The organism is Mesorhizobium sp. WSM4848, from assembly GCF_055811375.1.
Map to the genome: position 1 here is coordinate 254763 of NZ_JBVVPX010000002.1, position 17163 is coordinate 271925.

17 protein-coding genes are annotated in these 17163 nt (G+C 62.4%); all 17 read left to right on the forward strand.

Going from position 1 to position 17163, the window contains the following annotated elements:
- The first annotated feature begins 131 nt into the window (after positions 1 to 131).
- The 17 genes from AC0L16_RS03600 (at position 132) to AC0L16_RS03680 (ending at position 17094) form a co-directional block, all read left to right on the forward strand.
- Entirely contained in the window at positions 132 to 497 is a 366-nt protein-coding gene (locus AC0L16_RS03600; RefSeq protein WP_128166995.1) for an NADH-quinone oxidoreductase subunit A, read from the forward strand.
- Positions 488 to 1069, forward strand: coding sequence for a NuoB/complex I 20 kDa subunit family protein (locus AC0L16_RS03605; RefSeq protein ID WP_027156092.1), 582 nt, complete (start codon positions 488 to 490; stop codon positions 1067 to 1069). Before AC0L16_RS03600 ends, AC0L16_RS03605 begins: the two co-directional genes overlap by 10 nt.
- 8 nt (positions 1070 to 1077) lie before the next feature.
- Positions 1078 to 1677, forward strand: coding sequence for an NADH-quinone oxidoreductase subunit C (locus AC0L16_RS03610; protein ID WP_473619032.1), 600 nt, complete (start codon positions 1078 to 1080; stop codon positions 1675 to 1677).
- A 9-nt stretch (positions 1678 to 1686) separates the two neighbouring features.
- Entirely contained in the window at positions 1687 to 2877 is a 1191-nt protein-coding gene (locus tag AC0L16_RS03615) for an NADH-quinone oxidoreductase subunit D (RefSeq protein ID WP_287247333.1), read from the forward strand.
- The gene (locus tag AC0L16_RS03620) at positions 2878 to 4194 is read left to right on the forward strand and encodes an NADH-quinone oxidoreductase subunit E (protein ID WP_473619034.1); all 1317 of its coding nucleotides are present in this window, start codon (positions 2878 to 2880) and stop codon (positions 4192 to 4194) included.
- A gap of 10 nt (positions 4195 to 4204) precedes the next feature.
- Positions 4205 to 5509 (forward strand): NADH-quinone oxidoreductase subunit NuoF, encoded by a 1305-nt coding sequence (nuoF, locus tag AC0L16_RS03625; protein WP_473619035.1) that lies wholly within the window; start codon positions 4205 to 4207, stop codon positions 5507 to 5509.
- 103 nt (positions 5510 to 5612) lie between these two features.
- Entirely contained in the window at positions 5613 to 6302 is a 690-nt protein-coding gene (locus AC0L16_RS03630; protein WP_473619037.1) for an NADH-ubiquinone dehydrogenase, read from the forward strand.
- A gap of 74 nt (positions 6303 to 6376) precedes the next feature.
- A complete protein-coding gene (gene nuoG, locus AC0L16_RS03635) occupies positions 6377 to 8458 on the forward strand; it encodes an NADH-quinone oxidoreductase subunit NuoG (RefSeq protein ID WP_473619038.1) in 2082 nt (693 codons plus the stop codon).
- A 2-nt stretch (positions 8459 to 8460) separates the two neighbouring features.
- Entirely contained in the window at positions 8461 to 9504 is a 1044-nt protein-coding gene (gene nuoH / locus AC0L16_RS03640) for an NADH-quinone oxidoreductase subunit NuoH (RefSeq protein WP_473619039.1), read from the forward strand.
- On the forward strand, positions 9504 to 9755 hold the full coding sequence (locus tag AC0L16_RS03645) for a hypothetical protein (protein ID WP_473619040.1): 252 nt from the start codon (positions 9504 to 9506) through the stop codon (positions 9753 to 9755). Before nuoH ends, AC0L16_RS03645 begins: the two co-directional genes overlap by 1 nt.
- Positions 9756 to 10247, forward strand: a complete 492-nt coding sequence (nuoI, locus tag AC0L16_RS03650; RefSeq protein WP_287198832.1) for an NADH-quinone oxidoreductase subunit NuoI — start codon at positions 9756 to 9758, stop codon at positions 10245 to 10247. It abuts the gene before it with no gap.
- Positions 10248 to 10373: 126 nt separating this feature from the next.
- Positions 10374 to 10994: an NADH-quinone oxidoreductase subunit J gene (locus AC0L16_RS03655; protein ID WP_473619042.1), complete on the forward strand. Its 621-nt coding sequence runs from the start codon at positions 10374 to 10376 to the stop codon at positions 10992 to 10994.
- 1 nt (position 10995) lies between these two features.
- Positions 10996 to 11304, forward strand: a complete 309-nt coding sequence (nuoK, locus tag AC0L16_RS03660; RefSeq protein WP_023798863.1) for an NADH-quinone oxidoreductase subunit NuoK — start codon at positions 10996 to 10998, stop codon at positions 11302 to 11304.
- A gap of 11 nt (positions 11305 to 11315) precedes the next feature.
- A complete protein-coding gene (gene nuoL, locus AC0L16_RS03665; RefSeq protein WP_473619043.1) occupies positions 11316 to 13289 on the forward strand; it encodes an NADH-quinone oxidoreductase subunit L in 1974 nt (657 codons plus the stop codon).
- Entirely contained in the window at positions 13289 to 14794 is a 1506-nt protein-coding gene (locus AC0L16_RS03670) for an NADH-quinone oxidoreductase subunit M (protein ID WP_473619044.1), read from the forward strand. Before nuoL ends, AC0L16_RS03670 begins: the two co-directional genes overlap by 1 nt.
- Before the next feature lie 19 nt (positions 14795 to 14813).
- Entirely contained in the window at positions 14814 to 16250 is a 1437-nt protein-coding gene (gene nuoN, locus AC0L16_RS03675; RefSeq protein ID WP_473619046.1) for an NADH-quinone oxidoreductase subunit NuoN, read from the forward strand.
- 4 nt (positions 16251 to 16254) lie between these two features.
- The gene (locus AC0L16_RS03680; RefSeq protein WP_473619047.1) at positions 16255 to 17094 is read left to right on the forward strand and encodes a biotin--[acetyl-CoA-carboxylase] ligase; all 840 of its coding nucleotides are present in this window, start codon (positions 16255 to 16257) and stop codon (positions 17092 to 17094) included.
- Positions 17095 to 17163: the final 69 nt, after the last annotated feature.

Here is a 17163-nt window from a genome sequence, read left to right on the forward strand (position 1 = left end):
CCCTGCGCTAACCCTCGCCGCCTTGCAGCATAGAGCCTCCTAAAACGGTTCAGTGGTTAAACTGTCACGCTTCCGCAAGTGGGTCCGGTGCTGTAATCAGAGTGGATTGGCCGCCAACGGAAAGCTGCAGCATGAACGCATTGTTGAGTTCGTACCTGCCCATCGTCCTGTTTATCGGCGTGGCGCTTGTCGTCGGCCTGGCGCTGCTTGCCGCACCCTTTCTGGTGGCCTACCGCAATCCCGATCCGGAAAAGCTTTCCGCCTATGAATGCGGCTTCAACTCGTTCGATGATGCCCGCATGAAGTTCGACATCCGCTTCTACCTGGTGTCGATCCTGTTTATCATCTTCGATCTGGAAGTGGCTTTCCTGTTTCCGTGGGCAGTGTCCTTCGGCCAGATCGGCATGCTCGGTTTCTGGTCGATGATGGTGTTTTTGGCGGTGCTGACCATCGGCTTTGCCTATGAATGGAAGAAAGGAGCGCTGGAATGGGATTGAGCGACAATTCCGGCACGCTCGTCGCGCCGAAGCCAAAAGGCATTCTCGACCCCAGCACCGGAAAACCGGTGGGGGCGAATGATCCCTTCTTCCTCGAGATCAACAACGAGCTTGCCGACAAGGGCTTTCTCGTCACCTCGACCGAGGCGCTGATCACCTGGGCGCGCAGCGGCTCGCTGATGTTCATGACCTTCGGTCTTGCCTGCTGCGCGGTCGAGATGATCCACACCTCGATGCCGCGCTATGACTCGGAGAGGTTCGGTGTCGCGCCTCGCGCGTCGCCGCGCCAGTCGGACATCATGATCGTCGCCGGCACGCTGACCAACAAGATGGCGCCGGCGCTGCGCAAGGTTTATGACCAGATGCCGGAGCCGCGCTACGTCATCTCGATGGGCTCCTGCGCCAATGGCGGCGGCTATTACCACTATTCCTATTCGGTGGTGCGCGGCTGCGATCGCGTCGTGCCGGTCGACATCTATGTGCCTGGCTGTCCGCCAAGTGCGGAAGCGCTGCTCTACGGCATCCTTCTGTTGCAAAAGAAGATCCGCCGCACCGGCACGATCGAGCGGTGAGCGGGATGATGAGCCTGAATGAACTCTCGACCCACCTCGGCGAGAAGCTGAGCGGCCGGATCGGAGATGCGGTGTTTGCCTATGGCGAACTCACCATCTCGGTCGAGCCGCAGGATCTGATCGAGGTGGTGAGCTTCCTGCGCGACGATCCAAAATGCCAGTTCATCTCGATCATCGACGTCTGCGGCGCCGATTATCCATCGCGGGCCAAGCGCTTCGACGTTGTCTATCACCTGCTGTCGCCGAAGCAGAATGTTCGCATCCGGCTCAAGGTGCAGGCGGACGAAGAGACGGTGGTGCCATCGATCACCAGTGTGTTTCCGGGCGCTGACTGGTTCGAACGCGAAACCTACGATCTCTATGGCGTGCTGTTCTCGGGTCATCCCGATCTCAGGCGGATTCTGACCGATTACGGCTTCGAGGGTCATCCGCTGCGCAAGGATTTCCCGCTGACCGGTTTCGTCGAGGTGCGCTACGACGACGAGGCCAAGCGGGTCATCTACGAGCCGGTCGAGCTCAAGCAGGAATTCCGCAATTTCGATTTTCTCAGCCCTTGGGAGGGGACGGATTACGTCCTTCCAGGCGACGAAAAAGCCAAGACGAATTGAGACGCCAGAATGGCTGAAACTTCCGTCCGCAACTTCAATATCAACTTTGGGCCTCAGCACCCTGCTGCCCATGGCGTTTTGCGTCTTGTGCTAGAACTCGATGGCGAAGTCGTCGATCGCGTCGATCCGCATATCGGGCTGTTGCATCGCGGCACCGAGAAGCTGATAGAAGCCAAGACCTATCTGCAGGCCGTGCCCTATCTCGATCGGCTCGACTATTGCGCGCCGATGAACCAGGAGCATGCCTTTGCGCTTGCCGCAGAGCGGCTGCTCGGCATCGAGGTGCCGAAGCGCGGCCAGCTGATCCGCGTGCTCTATTGCGAGATCGGCCGCATCATGTCGCACATCCTCAATGTGACGACGCAGGCGATGGATGTCGGAGCGCTGACGCCGCCTCTCTGGGGTTTTGTCGAGCGCGAAAAGCTCATGGTGTTCTATGAGCGGGCCAGCGGCTCGCGCATGCATGCAGCCTATTTTCGGCCCGGCGGCGTTCACCAGGACCTGCCGCAGCAGCTGGTCGAGGATATCGGCAACTGGATCGATCCGTTCCTGAAATCGCTCGACGACCTCGACGCACTGCTGACCGGCAACCGCATCTTCAAGCAGCGCAATGTCGACATCGGCACCGTGTCGCTGGCCGACGCCTGGGCCTGGGGTTTTTCGGGCGTCATGGTGCGTGGCTCCGGCGTCGCCTGGGACCTGCGCAAGTCGCAGCCTTATGAATGCTATGCCGAGATGGATTTCGACATTCCGATCGGCAAGAACGGCGACTGCTACGACCGTTATCTCGTGCGCATGGAAGAGATGCGCCAGTCGGCGAAAATAATGCGCCAGTGCATCGACCTGCTGCTCGGCAAGGAAGGCAGCGGGCCGGTGTCGAACCTCGACGGCAAGGTGGTGCCGCCGAAGCGCGCGGCGATGAAGCGCTCGATGGAAGCACTGATCCATCACTTCAAGCTCTACACCGAGGGCTACCGCGTGCCGGCGGGCGAGGTCTATGCGGCGGTCGAAGCGCCAAAGGGCGAGTTCGGCGTCTATCTGGTCTCGGACGGCACCAACAAACCCTATCGCTGCAAGCTGCGCGCGCCCGGCTTCGCGCATCTGCAAGCCATGGATTTTTTGTGCCGCGGCCACATGCTGGCCGACGTCACCGCCGTTCTCGGCTCCCTCGACATCGTGTTTGGTGAGGTCGATCGCTAAATGTCAGTCCGCCGTCTCGCAGAAGCCAGCCTCCAGCCAGCCTCCTTCGCCTTCAACCGGGCGAATGCGGCAGCGGCCAAGCAATGGATCAAGAAGTATCCGAAGGGCCGCGAGCAGTCGGCGATCATCCCGTTGCTGATGCTGGCGCAGGAGCAGGAAGGCTGGGTGACCAAGGCGGCGATCGAGACGATCTCCGACATGCTCGGCATGCCCTATATCAGGGGGCTCGAAGTTGCGACTTTTTACACGCAGTACCAGCTCAATCCGGTCGGCACCCGCGCGCATATCCAGGTCTGCGGCACCACGCCCTGCATGCTGCGCGGCTCGGAAGCGCTGATGGATGTATGCCGCTCGAAAATCCATCACGACCAGTTCCACACCAACGACAAGGGCACGCTGTCGTGGGAAGAGGTTGAATGCCTTGGCGCCTGCGTCAACGCGCCGATGGTGATGATTTTCAAGGACACTTTCGAGGATCTGACGCCGGAGCGGCTTGCCGAGATCATCGACCTCTATGATGCCGGCAAGGGCGCCTCGGTGACGCCGGGGCCGCAGAACGGCCGCATCACCTCCGAGCCAATTACCGGCCTGACGACGCTGAAGAGCGAAAAGGCAATCCTGAAGACGACCCGCGATAGGGAAGCCAAGGCGGCTGCCAAGGCCGCCAGGGCGGCTGCACCAGCGGCAATTGTCGCGACGCCGGCGGCTCCGGCCGCACAGGCACCGGCGGCCCCGGTCGCGCCGTCGAAAGCCAGCAAGCCGAAGACCGATGCGCCCGAAACCAGCCCGGCGCTGGAGACGCCTTCTCCGGCAAAGGTCGCACCAGAGACGGAAAAGGCGGCGAGCGTCAGAGCACCGCGGCATTCGGCCGCCAATGCCAACAAGGCCGCGCCGGAAGTCGAAAAGGTTTTGAAACAGCGCAGCGGTCCGATAGTCAAGGCTGAGCCAGCGGCTGCTTTCAAGGCGCCGGAGTTGAAGGAAGCGCCGATCGGCGCTGCCGGCAAAAAGGTCATCAAGCCAGCCAAGCCTTCGCTTGAGGACAAGAACCGCCCGGCCGGCATCGCGAGGCCGGCACTGGTCGACGATCTCAAGCTGATCTCGGGCGTCGGCCCGAAAATCGAAGGCATCCTGCATTCACTTGGTATCTTCACCTACGCGCAAGTCGCGTCATGGAAGAAGGCCGAGCGCGAGTGGGTCGATGGCTATCTCAGTTTCCACGGCCGCATCGAGCGCGAAGACTGGGTCAAGCAGGCCAAGGCGCTGGCCAAGGGCGGGGTCGCCGAATATATCCGCGTCTTCGGCAAGAAACCGGTCTGAGGGACGAACAATGCTTCAGGACAAAGACCGCATCTTCAACAACATCTACGGCCGCTTCGACAAGTCGCTGGCCGGTGCGATGGCGCGCGGCGCTTGGGACAACACGCCCGGCATCATCGCCAAGGGACGCGACTGGATCGTCAACGAGATGAAGGCATCAGGCCTGCGCGGCCGCGGCGGCGCCGGCTTCCCGACCGGGCTAAAATGGTCGTTCATGCCCAAGCAGAGTGACGGCCGGCCGAGCTATCTCGTCGTCAACGCCGACGAATCCGAGCCCGGCACCTGCAAGGACCGCGACATATTGCGACATGACCCGCACACGCTGGTCGAGGGCTGCCTGATCGCCGGCTTCGCCATGGGCGCGATGGCCGCCTACATCTATGTGCGCGGCGAGTTCATCCGCGAGCGCGAGGCGCTGCAGCGCGCTATCGACGAGGCCTATGCGGCCAAGCTGATCGGCAAGAACAATACCTCCGGATACGATTTCGACATCTACATGCATCATGGCGCCGGCGCCTATATCTGCGGCGAGGAAACGGCGCTGCTCGAAAGCCTCGAAGGCAAGAAGGGCCAACCGCGGCTGAAGCCGCCGTTTCCGGCCAATGTCGGCCTCTATGGCTGCCCGACAACGGTCAACAATGTCGAGTCGATCGCGGTGGCGCCGACCATTTTGCGCCGCGGCGCCGCCTGGTTCTCGTCCTTCGGCCGGCCCAACAACGTCGGCACCAAGCTGTTCTGCGTTTCGGGCCACGTCAACACTCCGTGCACCGTCGAAGAGGCGATGTCGATCCCGTTCCGCGAGCTGATCGAAACGCATTGCGGCGGCATTCGCGGCGGCTGGGACAATCTGCTGGCGGTCATTCCTGGCGGCGCTTCGGTGCCGCTGGTGCCGGCGGAGCAGATCATCGACGCGCCGATGGATTTTGATGCGCTGCGCGACCTGAAATCGGGTCTCGGCACGGCGGCTGTCATCGTCATGGACAAATCGACCGATATCGTGAAGGCGATTGCCCGGCTTTCCTACTTCTACAAGCACGAGAGCTGCGGCCAGTGCACGCCGTGCCGCGAAGGCACCGGCTGGATGTGGCGGGTGATGGAGCGGCTGGTGCGCGGCGAGGCGCAGAAGCGCGAGATCGACATGCTGCTCGACGTGACCAAACAGGTCGAAGGCCACACGATCTGCGCGCTGGGTGATGCGGCGGCCTGGCCGATCCAGGGCCTGATGCGGCATTTCCGCGGCGAAGTAGAGCGGCGTATCGACGAGTTTTCGCGCAATGCGCACCGGGCAGAGCCGGTGATGGTGGCGGCGGAATAGAGACGAATTGGAAGCGGGCAAGTGCCCGATTTGAGATACGGGCAAGAGCCCGATTTGAGGAAACAGGCCGGGGCATACGGAAGAAACGACCAGGAGACCACCTATGTCGCTGAATTCGAGACTCGATCATTTGATGCCAGATTTGGACCCGTTCGAAAAAATGAACCAGGACCTGACCAGGATGATGCCGAAGGAGATGGCCAGCGCCGTCAATCTCCTGGCGCACCCTGTCGCGGGTGCGGCAGCGATGTCGGCGCTTGGCATCGGGCTTGCCAATCACGCCTTTGGGGTGTGGATGGGCGTGCTCTCGGGTGCCGCCGAGGCCTCGCAGCGGCTCTTCCAGCCGATGGTCGACGATTTCGATGCCAGGATCGAACGCTTTTCGGAATCAGGGACAAGCTCCTCGACCAAGGCGCGCGCGGCGACGAAAACCTTGATCGCCGAGGCGAAGTCCTTCGCCAGGGACGTGAATGACATAGCGGCGAACAGCGTGGATGATGCACGCAGCGTGGTGGATGCGGCTGCCGCCCCGGCCGCGTTGATGCCCGAGGATTTCAAGCAGCCCAAGGCCATGGATCGCCCGGAAAATCCGGCCGACCTCAAGGCGATATCGGGCATCGGGCCGAAGCTGGAACAGGTGCTGAACGGCTTGAGCATCTGGACTTACGGCCAGATCGCGGCATGGACGCCGGAAGAGACCGCCTGGGTCGACGATTATCTGTCGTTCAAGGGCCGCATCGGTCGCGACAATTGGCTTGGCCAGGCGGCGGTGCTGGCCGCGGCCAAACATTGAATTCAATGCCTGGCGCGGTTTCGGCTGCGCCCGGAAAGAAAGATTGCGGAATGTCCGCAGGGGTTTGAGACGACATGGCAAAGCTCAAGGTCGACGGGAAAGAGATTACTGTACCCGACCACTACACGCTGCTGCAGGCAGCCGAGGACGCCGGCGCGGAAGTGCCGCGCTTCTGCTTCCATGAGCGGCTGTCGATCGCCGGCAATTGCCGCATGTGCCTGATCGAGGTGAAAGGCGGGCCACCCAAGCCGCAGGCGTCCTGTGCCATGGGCGTGCGCGATCTGCGCCCCGGCCCGAATGGCGAAACGCCGGAAATTTTTACCAACACGCCGATGGTCAAGAAGGCCCGGGAAGGCGTGATGGAATTCCTGCTGATCAACCATCCGCTCGATTGCCCGATCTGCGACCAGGGCGGCGAGTGCGACCTGCAGGACCAGGCGATGGCGTTCGGCGTCGATTCCTCGCGCTATCACGAGAACAAGCGGGCGGTCGAAGACAAGTATATCGGGCCGCTGGTCAAGACGATCATGAACCGCTGCATCCATTGCACGCGCTGCGTCCGCTTCACCACCGAAATTGCCGGCATTTCCGAGCTCGGCCTGATCGGCCGCGGTGAGGACGCCGAAATCACCACCTATCTCGAAAGCGCGATGACCTCGGAACTGCAGGGCAACGTCATCGACCTTTGCCCGGTCGGTGCGCTGACCTCAAAACCCTACGCTTTCCAGGCGCGGCCGTGGGAACTGACCAAGACCGAATCCATCGATGTCATGGATGCCGTCGGCTCGGCGATCCGCGTCGATTCCAGAGGCCGCGAGGTGATGCGCATCCTGCCGCGCACCAACGAGGCGGTGAACGAGGAGTGGATTTCCGACAAGACCCGCTTCATCTGGGACGGTCTGCGCACCCAGCGCCTCGACCGGCCATATGTCCGCAAGAACGGCAAGCTGGCCCCGGCAAGCTGGGCCGAGGCTTTTTCCGCGATCAAGCAAGCGGTGTCGAGCACCGCGCCCGACAAGATCGGCGCCATATCAGGCGATCTCGCCGCCGTCGAGGAGATCTATGCGCTGAAGCTGCTGATGGCCTCGCTCGGTTCGAAGAACACCGACTGCCGCCAGGATGGCGCCGCGCTCGATCCGTCGCTTGGCCGGGCAAGCTATATCTTCAACCCGACCATCGAGGGCATCGAGCAGGCCGACGCGGTGCTGATCATCGGCGCCAATCCGCGCTTCGAGGCGTCCTTACTCAACGCCCGCATCCGCAAGCGCTGGCGGATCGGCAACCTGCCGGTCGGCGTCATCGGCGATGTCGGCGATACGCGCTACGACTATGAGCAGCTCGGCGCCGGAACGGAATCGCTGAAGGATTTGGCCGACGGCAACGGCAAATTCTTCCAGGTGTTGAAGAATGCGACGCATCCGCTTGTGATCGTCGGTCAGGGCGCGCTGTCGCGCTCGGACGGCGCGGCCGTGCTCGGCCAGGCGGCGAAGCTCAGCCTGGCCGTCAATGCTGCGAGAGCCGACTGGAACGGCTTTGCCGTGCTGCACACTGCGGCCGCGCGTGTCGGCGGTCTCGATGTCGGCTTCGTGCCGGGCGAGGGCGGCAAGAGCGTCGCCGGCATGCTGGGCGATATGGACGTTTTGTTTCTGCTCGGCGCCGACGAGATCGACATGGCCAGGACCGGCGGCGCCTTCGTCATTTATATCGGCACGCATGGCGACCACGGCGCGCATCGCGCCGACGTCATCCTGCCGGGCGCCGCCTATACCGAAAAATCGGGCACCTACGTCAACACCGAGGGCCGGGTTCAGCAGACCAACCGTGCCGGCTTTGCGCCGGGCGATGCGCGCGAGGACTGGGCGATCCTGCGGGCGCTGTCGGATGTGCTGGGCAAGAGATTGGCGTTCGATTCGCTGCCGCAGCTGCGCGCGAAACTCTATGGCGAATACCCGCATCTTGCCCGCATCGACCAGGTGGCGGCCGGCAACGCTGACGATGTCGCCAGGGTGGCGAAGCTCGGCGGGCGGCTTGGCAAGGGCGCCTTCACCTCGCCGGTCAAGGATTTCTACCTGACCAACCCGATCGCGCGGGCTTCCGCGGTGATGGCGGAATGCTCGGCGCTGGCGAAAAACGGTTTTCAGCAGGCGGCGGAATAAACATGGACACCTTCGTCTCCTTCTACGTGCTGCCGGCGCTGCTCATCCTGTTGAAGTCGGTCGTGCTGATCGTCGTGCTGTTGATCTTCGTCGCCTATATCCTGTACGCGGACCGCAAGATCTGGGCGGCGGTGCAGTTGCGCCGCGGCCCGAACGTCGTCGGCCCATGGGGCACGCTGCAGGCTTTCGCCGACCTTCTGAAGTTCGTGTTCAAGGAGCCGGTGATTCCGTCCGGCGCCAACAAGGGCGTTTTTCTGCTGGCGCCTTTGGTTTCGGCGGTTTTGGCGATCTCGGCCTGGGCGGTGATCCCGGTCAACGACGGCTGGGCGATCGCCAACGTCAATGTCGGCATCCTCTATGTCTTCGCCATCTCCTCGCTCGAGGTCTATGGCGTGATCATGGGCGGCTGGGCGTCCAACTCGAAATATCCGTTCCTCGGCGCGCTGCGCTCGGCGGCGCAGATGGTGTCCTACGAGGTCTCGATCGGCTTCGTCATCGTCACCGTGCTGCTTTGCGTCGGCTCGCTCAACCTGTCCGACATCGTGCTGTCGCAGCAGGACGGTCTGGGCACAAGGGTTGGCCTGCCCAACACTTTCCTCGACTGGCATTGGCTGTCGCTGTTCCCGATGTTCGTCATATTCTTCATCTCGGCGCTGGCCGAAACCAACCGCCCGCCTTTCGACCTGGTGGAAGCCGAATCGGAACTCGTCGCCGGCCACATGGTCGAATATTCGTCGACGCCGTTCCTGCTGTTCTTCCTCGGCGAGTATGTCGCTATCGTGCTGATGTGCGCGCTGGCCACCATCCTGTTTCTCGGCGGCTGGCTGCCGCCCTTCGATTTCGCTCCCTTCACCTGGGTGCCGGGGCTGATCTGGTTCGTGCTCAAGGTCTGCCTGGTGTTCTTCATGATCTCGATGGTGAAGGCTTTCGTGCCGCGATACCGCTACGACCAGCTGATGCGGCTCGGCTGGAAGGTCTTCCTGCCGATCTCGCTGGCGATGGTGGTGATTGTCGCCGCGTTCCTCAAGATCACGGGGTTTGCGTGATGGGCAATCTGACCGTTGGTTTTCTGGGGACAGTTATCGGTGTGCTTGTTGCGCTCTTTGGCAACGTCGTTGTGCTGCCCTACGTTTTGCGGCAACAGGACCAAAGGTTGGCAGCAAACTACCGAGTGCTGGTGTTTGGCTGGGACAAGCAGGTTTTGGGGTCTGTTACGAGACTTGCATACCGTTTCCTGATGCCTGTCTTTTTCGGATTTCTCGGCGCAGTCGCTGCAACAGATTTTTGGGGGTGCTGAATGAGCACGCTGTCTCAAGCCGCAAAATCGCTGCTGCTGCAGGATTTCGTCAGCGCCTTCTTCCTGTCGATGCGCCAGTTCTTCGCGCCGAAGGAGACGATCAACTACCCGCACGAAAAGGGGCCGACCAGCCCGCGCTTTCGCGGCGAGCATGCGCTGCGCCGCTATCCGAACGGCGAGGAACGCTGCATCGCCTGCAAATTGTGCGAGGCGATCTGCCCGGCGCAGGCGATCACCATCGAGGCCGGCCCGCGCCGCAACGACGGCACCCGCCGCACGGTCCGCTACGACATCGATATGGTGAAGTGCATCTATTGCGGCTTCTGCCAGGAGGCCTGCCCGGTCGACGCCATCGTCGAGGGGCCGAATTTCGAGTTCGCGACCGAGACGCGCGAGGAACTTTATTACGACAAGGACAAGCTCTTGGCCAATGGCGACCGCTGGGAGCGCGAACTGGCGCGCAACATCTCGCTGGACGCGCCGTACCGCTGACATTTGACGCATGGACGAGGCGAAGGGCCTCGTTTAAGGAACACGCGGCTTCGGCACCGGAGGCGGAACCAAGCCACACATCGAACAGGACGAACGTCCTGTTCGGACAGGAACCCGGGGGAACCCATGCTGAATGGACTAGAGGCGGCCTTTTTCTACCTCTTCGCCTTTGTCGCGGTGGCGTCGGCGTTCATGGTCATTTCGGCGCGCAATCCCGTGCATTCGGTGCTGTACCTGATCCTGACCTTCTTCAATGCCGCGGGCCTGTTCATGCTGACCGGCGCCGAGTTCCTGGCGATGATCCTGCTGGTCGTCTATGTCGGCGCGGTCATGGTGCTGTTCCTGTTCGTCGTCATGATGCTCGACGTCGATTTCGCCGAAATGAAGGAAGGCGCCCTGCAATACGCGCCGATCGGCGCGCTGGTCGGGCTGATCCTGGCGGCTGAGCTGATTGTCGTGCTCGGTGGCTATACGTTCGCGCCGCAACTGGCGGCGACGGTTGCAAAACCCATTCCGGACCTTGCCACGCGCTCGAACACCGCAGCGCTCGGCGACATCCTCTATACCGACTACCTCTACTATTTCCAGATTGCCGGCCTTGTGCTGCTGGTCGCCATGATCGGCGCCATCGTGCTGACGCTGCGCCACAAGCCGGGCATCAAGCGGCAGTCAATCGCCGCCCAGGTCGGCCGCACGCCGGCAACGGGAATGGAAATCCGCAAGGTCAAGACGGGCGAAGGAATCTGAGATGGTCGTCGGCATCGCACATTATCTGACCGTATCGGCTATCCTGTTCACGCTCGGCGTGTTCGGCATTTTCCTCAACCGCAGGAACATCATCGTCATCCTGATGTCGATCGAGCTGATCCTGCTCGCGGTCAACATCAATTTCGTCGCCTTCTCGGCAGCGCTCGGCGATCTCGTCGGACAGGTGTTCGCGCTGTTCGTGCTGACGGTCGCAGCGGCTGAAGCGGCGATCGGCCTCGCCATTCTCGTCGTCTTCTTCCGCAACCGCGGCTCGATCGCGGTCGAAGACGTGAACATGATGAAGGGTTGACGGAAACCACCATGTATCAGGCCATCGTCTTCCTTCCTCTGCTCGGCTTCCTGATCGTCGGCCTGTTCGGCACTTCGCTCGGCGCCAAGGCGTCCGAATACATCACCTCCGGCTTCCTGGTGATATCAGCCGTGCTGTCGTGGGTCGCCTTCTTCGCCGTCGGCTTCGGCGAGGGCGAGGTGTTCACCGTGCCGGTGCTGCGCTGGATCCAGTCGGGCGGGTTGGACGCCGCATGGGCGCTGCGCATCGACACGCTGACGGTGGTGATGCTGGTCGTCGTCAACACGGTGTCGGCGCTGGTCCATATCTACTCGATCGGCTACATGCATCACGACCCGAACCGGCCGCGCTTCTTCGCCTATCTGTCGCTGTTCACCTTCGCCATGCTGATGCTGGTGACGGCAGACAACCTCGTGCAGATGTTCTTCGGCTGGGAAGGCGTCGGCCTCGCCTCCTATTTGCTGATCGGCTTCTGGTACAAGAAACCGTCGGCCAATGCCGCCGCGATCAAGGCCTTCGTCGTCAACCGCGTCGGCGATTTCGGTTTCGCGCTCGGCATCTTCGGCGTGTTCGTGCTGTTCGGCTCGGTCAATCTCGGCACCATCTTCGCCAATGCGGCGACGTTCATCCCGGCCGAAGGCGGCTCCGAGGGCGCTGCCGTGCTGACCTTCCTCGGCTATGCGCTCGACAAGCAGGCTGCGATGACCGTCGTCTGTCTCTTGCTGTTCATGGGCGCCATGGGCAAGTCGGCCCAGGTGCCGCTGCACACCTGGCTGCCGGACGCCATGGAAGGCCCGACGCCGGTCTCGGCGCTCATCCATGCCGCTACCATGGTGACGGCCGGCGTGTTCATGCTCGCGCGGCTGTCGCCGCTGTTCGAACTGTCGCATTCGGCGCTGATCGTGGTCACCTTCATCGGCGCCTTCACCGCCTTCTTCGCGGCGACTGTCGGCCTTGTCCAGAACGACATCAAGCGCGTCATCGCCTATTCGACCTGCTCGCAGCTCGGCTACATGTTCGTGGCGCTCGGCGTCGGCGCCTATGGCGCGGCGATCTTCCATCTGTTCACGCATGCCTTCTTCAAGGCGCTGCTGTTCCTCGGCTCGGGCTCGGTGATCCACGCCGTCTCGGATGAACAGGACATGCGCAAGATGGGCGGCCTCAGGACGCTTATTCCGAAGACCTACTGGATGATGGTGATCGGAACGCTGGCGCTGACCGGTGTCGGCATTCCGGTGACGGTCATCGGCACCGCCGGCTTCTTCTCCAAGGACGCGATCATCGAAAGCGCCTTTGCCGCGCACAATCCGGTCGCCGGCCTTGCCTTCGTGCTGCTCGTCGTCGCCGCCTGCTTCACCAGCTTCTATTCCTGGCGGCTGATTTTCATGACCTTCCACGGCCAGCCGCGGGCGAGCCACGAGGTCATGCACCACGTCCATGAATCGCCGCCGGTCATGCTGGTGCCGCTGTACATCCTGGCGGCGGGCGCGCTGTTGGCCGGCGTGATCTTCCATGGAGCCTTCATCGGCGAGGGCTATGCCGAGTTCTGGAAGGCGTCGCTGTTCACGCTGCCGGAAAACCACATCCTGCACGACATTCATGAAGTGCCGTTTTGGGTGAAGCTGTCGCCGTTCGTCGCCATGCTGATCGGCTTTGCGATTGCCTGGCAATTCTACATCCGCGCGCCGGAGATGCCGAAGGACCTCGCGGCGCAGCATCGCGGGCTGTACGCCTTCCTGCTCAACAAGTGGTATTTCGACGAACTCTTCGATTTCCTGTTCGTGCGGCCGGCAAAACGCCTCGGCCACTTTCTGTGGAAGACCGGCGACGGCACCGTGATCGACGGACTTGGTCCGGACGGGGTTTCGGCGCGCGTCGTCGACGTCACCAACCGGGTTGTCAAACTGCAGACCGGCTACCTCTACCACTATGCCTTCGCCATGCTGATCGGCGTCGCCGCATTCGTCACCTGGATGATGCTCTGATGACCGCCTGGCCGATCCTCTCGCTGGTCACCTTCCTGCCGCTGGTTGGTGTGCTGTTCATCCTGCTGATCAATGACGACAGCGAGAATGCCCGCCGCAACATCCGTGCCATCGCGTTGTGGACGACGAGCATCACCTTCATCATCTCGCTGTTCATCTGGACCGGCTTCGACAATGCGGAGCCCGGCTTCCAGTTCGTCGAGAAGTTTGCCTGGCTGGATTCCGGCATCTCCTACCATATGGGCGTCGACGGCATCTCCATGCTGTTCGTCATCCTGACCACCTTCCTGATGCCGCTCTGCATCCTGGCTTCGTGGGAATCGATCGAGAAGCGCGTTAAGGCCTACATGATCGCTTTCCTGCTGCTGGAGACGCTGATGATCGGCGTGTTCTGCGCGCTCGACATCGTCTTGTTCTACGTCTTCTTCGAGGCCGGCCTGATCCCGATGTTCATCATCATTGGCGTGTGGGGCGGCAAGCGGCGCGTCTATGCCTCGTTCAAGTTCTTCCTCTACACGCTGGCCGGCTCGGTGCTGATGCTGCTCGCCATCATGGCGATGTTCTTCCAGTCCGGCACCACCGACATTCCGACGCTTCTGACGCACAACTTCCCGGCCACCATGCAGACCTGGCTATGGCTCGCCTTCTTTGCCTCCTTTGCCGTGAAGATGCCGATGTGGCCTGTGCACACCTGGCTGCCGGACGCGCATGTCGAGGCGCCGACGGCCGGTTCTGTGATCCTGGCCGCCATCCTGCTCAAGATGGGCGGATACGGCTTCCTGCGCTTTTCGCTGCCGATGTTCCCGATCGCCTCGGAGATGTTCGCGCCGCTGGTCTTCGCGCTCTCCGTCGTCGCTATCATCTACACCTCGCTGGTGGCGCTGATGCAGGAGGACATGAAAAAGCTGATCGCCTATTCGTCGGTCGCCCATATGGGCTTCGTCACCATGGGCATCTTCGCGATGAACCAGGAAGGCGTCCAGGGGGCGATCTTCCAGATGCTGTCGCACGGCCTCGTCTCCGGCGCGCTGTTCCTGTGCGTCGGCGTCATCTACGACCGCATGCACACGCGCGACATCGACGCCTATGGCGGGCTGGTCAACAACATGCCGAAATACGCCACCGTGTTCATGATCTTCACCATGGCCAATGTCGGCCTGCCCGGCACCAGCGGCTTCGTCGGCGAGTTCCTGACCATGCTCGGCGTGTTCCGGGTCAACACCTGGGTGGCGTTCTTCGCCGCCACCGGCGTCATCCTGTCGGCGGCCTATGCGCTTTGGCTGTATCGCCGGGTGATCTTCGGCGCGCTGACCAAGGACAGCCTGAAAGGCCTGCTCGACCTGTCGACGCGCGAGAAGGTGATCATCTACCCGCTGGCCGCGCTGGTCATCTTTTTCGGCGTCTACCCGGCGCCGGTCTTCGACGCGACCGCCGCGTCGGTCAAGGCGCTCGTCACCAATGTTACCGCATCCATCGACACCGCGCAGACCGCGGCGGCGAACTGACCCGAGAGGTTTGCGAACCATGACGCCGGACCTTCTCTCCAGCCTGTCGCTGTCGACACCAGAGCTGATCCTCGCCGTCGGCGCCCTGGCGCTGCTGATGCTCGGCGCCTATTCGCGCGCCAACACCACCACCACGGTGAGCGGCCTTGCCGTCGCCGTCCTGGTGGTTGCCGGCGTCTGGACGATCTTTTCCACCGGGCAGGGCAACGCTTACGGCGAAGCCTTCGTCCAGGATCCCTTCGCCCGCTTCATGAAGGTGCTGGCGCTGATCGGGTCGGCGGTGACGCTGGTCATGTCGATGCGCTTCGCCAAGGCGGAGCATTTCGACAAGTTCGAGTATCCGGTGCTGATCCTGCTGTGCACGCTTGGCATGATGCTGATGATCTCGGCCAACGGCATGATCGGGCTTTATCTCGGCCTCGAACTGCAGTCGCTGGCAATCTACGTGCTGGCGGCGATCAACCGGGACAATCTGCGCTCGACCGAGGCGGGACTCAAGTACTTCGTACTTGGGGCGCTGTCGTCGGGCATGCTGCTTTACGGCATCAGCCTCGTCTACGGCTACACCGGCAACACCGGTTTCCAGGAGATCGCCGCAGCACTTGGCGGCGGCGAGCGGCAGCTTGGCCTAGTCTTCGGCCTGGTCTTCGTGCTGGCCGGCCTCGCCTTCAAGATATCGGCAGTGCCGTTCCACATGTGGACGCCCGACGTCTATGAAGGCGCGCCGACGCCGGTGACCGCCTTCCTCGCGGCGGCGCCGAAGATGGCGGCGATGGCGCTGATCGTGCGCGTCACCATGGACGCCTTCCAGCCGATCGCCGCCGACTGGCAGCAGATCATCATCTTCATCTCGATCGCCTCGATGCTGCTCGGTGCCTTTGCGGCGATCGGCCAGACCAACATCAAGCGGCTGATGGCCTATTCCTCGATCGGCCATATGGGCTACGCCCTGGTCGGCCTCGCCGCCAACAGCCAGGCCGGCGTGCGCGGCGTCGCCATCTACATGTTGATCTATCTGGTGATGACGCTCGGCACCTTCGCCTTCATCCTCGCCATGCGGCGCAAGGAAGGCAATGTCGAACAGATCAGCGATCTCGCCGGCCTGTCATCGACCAATCCGATCATGGCGACGATCCTGACCATCCTGATGTTCTCGCTGGCCGGCATTCCGCCGCTCGCCGGCTTCTGGGGGAAGTGGTACGTGTTCCTTGCCGCCATCAACGCCAACCTCTACGCGCTGGCGATCATCGGCGTGCTGGCCTCGGTGGTGGGCGCCTATTATTATCTGCGGATCATCAAGATCATGTGGTTCGACGAACCGGTCGGCGGCTTCGTGCCGATGGCGACCGAGCTTCGCGTCGTGCTTGGTGTCTGCGGCGCCTTCGTGCTGTTCTATGTGCTGATCGGCGGGCCGATCGGCACCTATGCCGAAGCCGCCGCCAAGACATTCTTCTGACGGGATGGCATTTCGGCTGGCTCCAACAGCGGCCTCGGAAGGGTTCCGGCTCGAGGCACATGACACCGTCGGTTCCACCAATGCGCTGGCGCTCGACCGTGCGCGGGCGGGAGATCCGGGCAAGCTCTGGGTCGTTTCGAAAAAACAGGAAAGCGGGCGTGGCCGGCGCGGCCGGGTCTGGGCGACGCCCGAGGGCAATCTGGCGGCGACGCTGCTGGTGGTCACTAATGCCGAGCTTCGCCTGGCCGCGACGCTCGGCTTCGTCGCCGGGCTGGCGCTGGCCGATGCACTCGACGCCGTCGTGCCGAAGGGCAGGATCGCAATCGGCCTCGACGGCGGCAGCGATGGAAAAAACCGTTTCGAGCTGAAATGGCCGAACGATGTGCTCGCCTCCGGCGCCAAGCTTGCCGGCATCCTGCTGGAATCGGCGATACTCGAAGGCGATCGCTTTGCGGTGGCGGTGGGCATCGGCGTCAATGTTGTGGCATACCCCAAGGATTTGCCTTATCCGGCGACATCGCTTAGCGCGCTGGGCGCTGCTTGCGATGCCGAGACATTGTTTCTGGCGCTGTCGGATGCCTGGAGCGAGAATGCGCGGCTGTGGAACGATGGGCGCGGGCTGTCCGCCGTCAGGCGGCGCTGGCTGGCGCGCGCGGCAGGGCTTGGCGGGCAGGTTGCTGTCAGAATTGACGGTAATGTGGTGCGCGGCACGTTCGAGACCATTGACGAGGACTGCCGTTTCGTGATCCGCGACGATGAGGGTTCGGTTCTGACGATCGCCGCCGGCGACGTGCATTTCGGTGCGGTCGCGTCGGCCCCCGGTTTGACAGGCCAAGGTTTTTGACAGGCCAAGGTTTTTGACGGGCTCAGGTTTGACTGGCCCCAGGTTTTGACGGCCCCCTGGTTTTGAAGG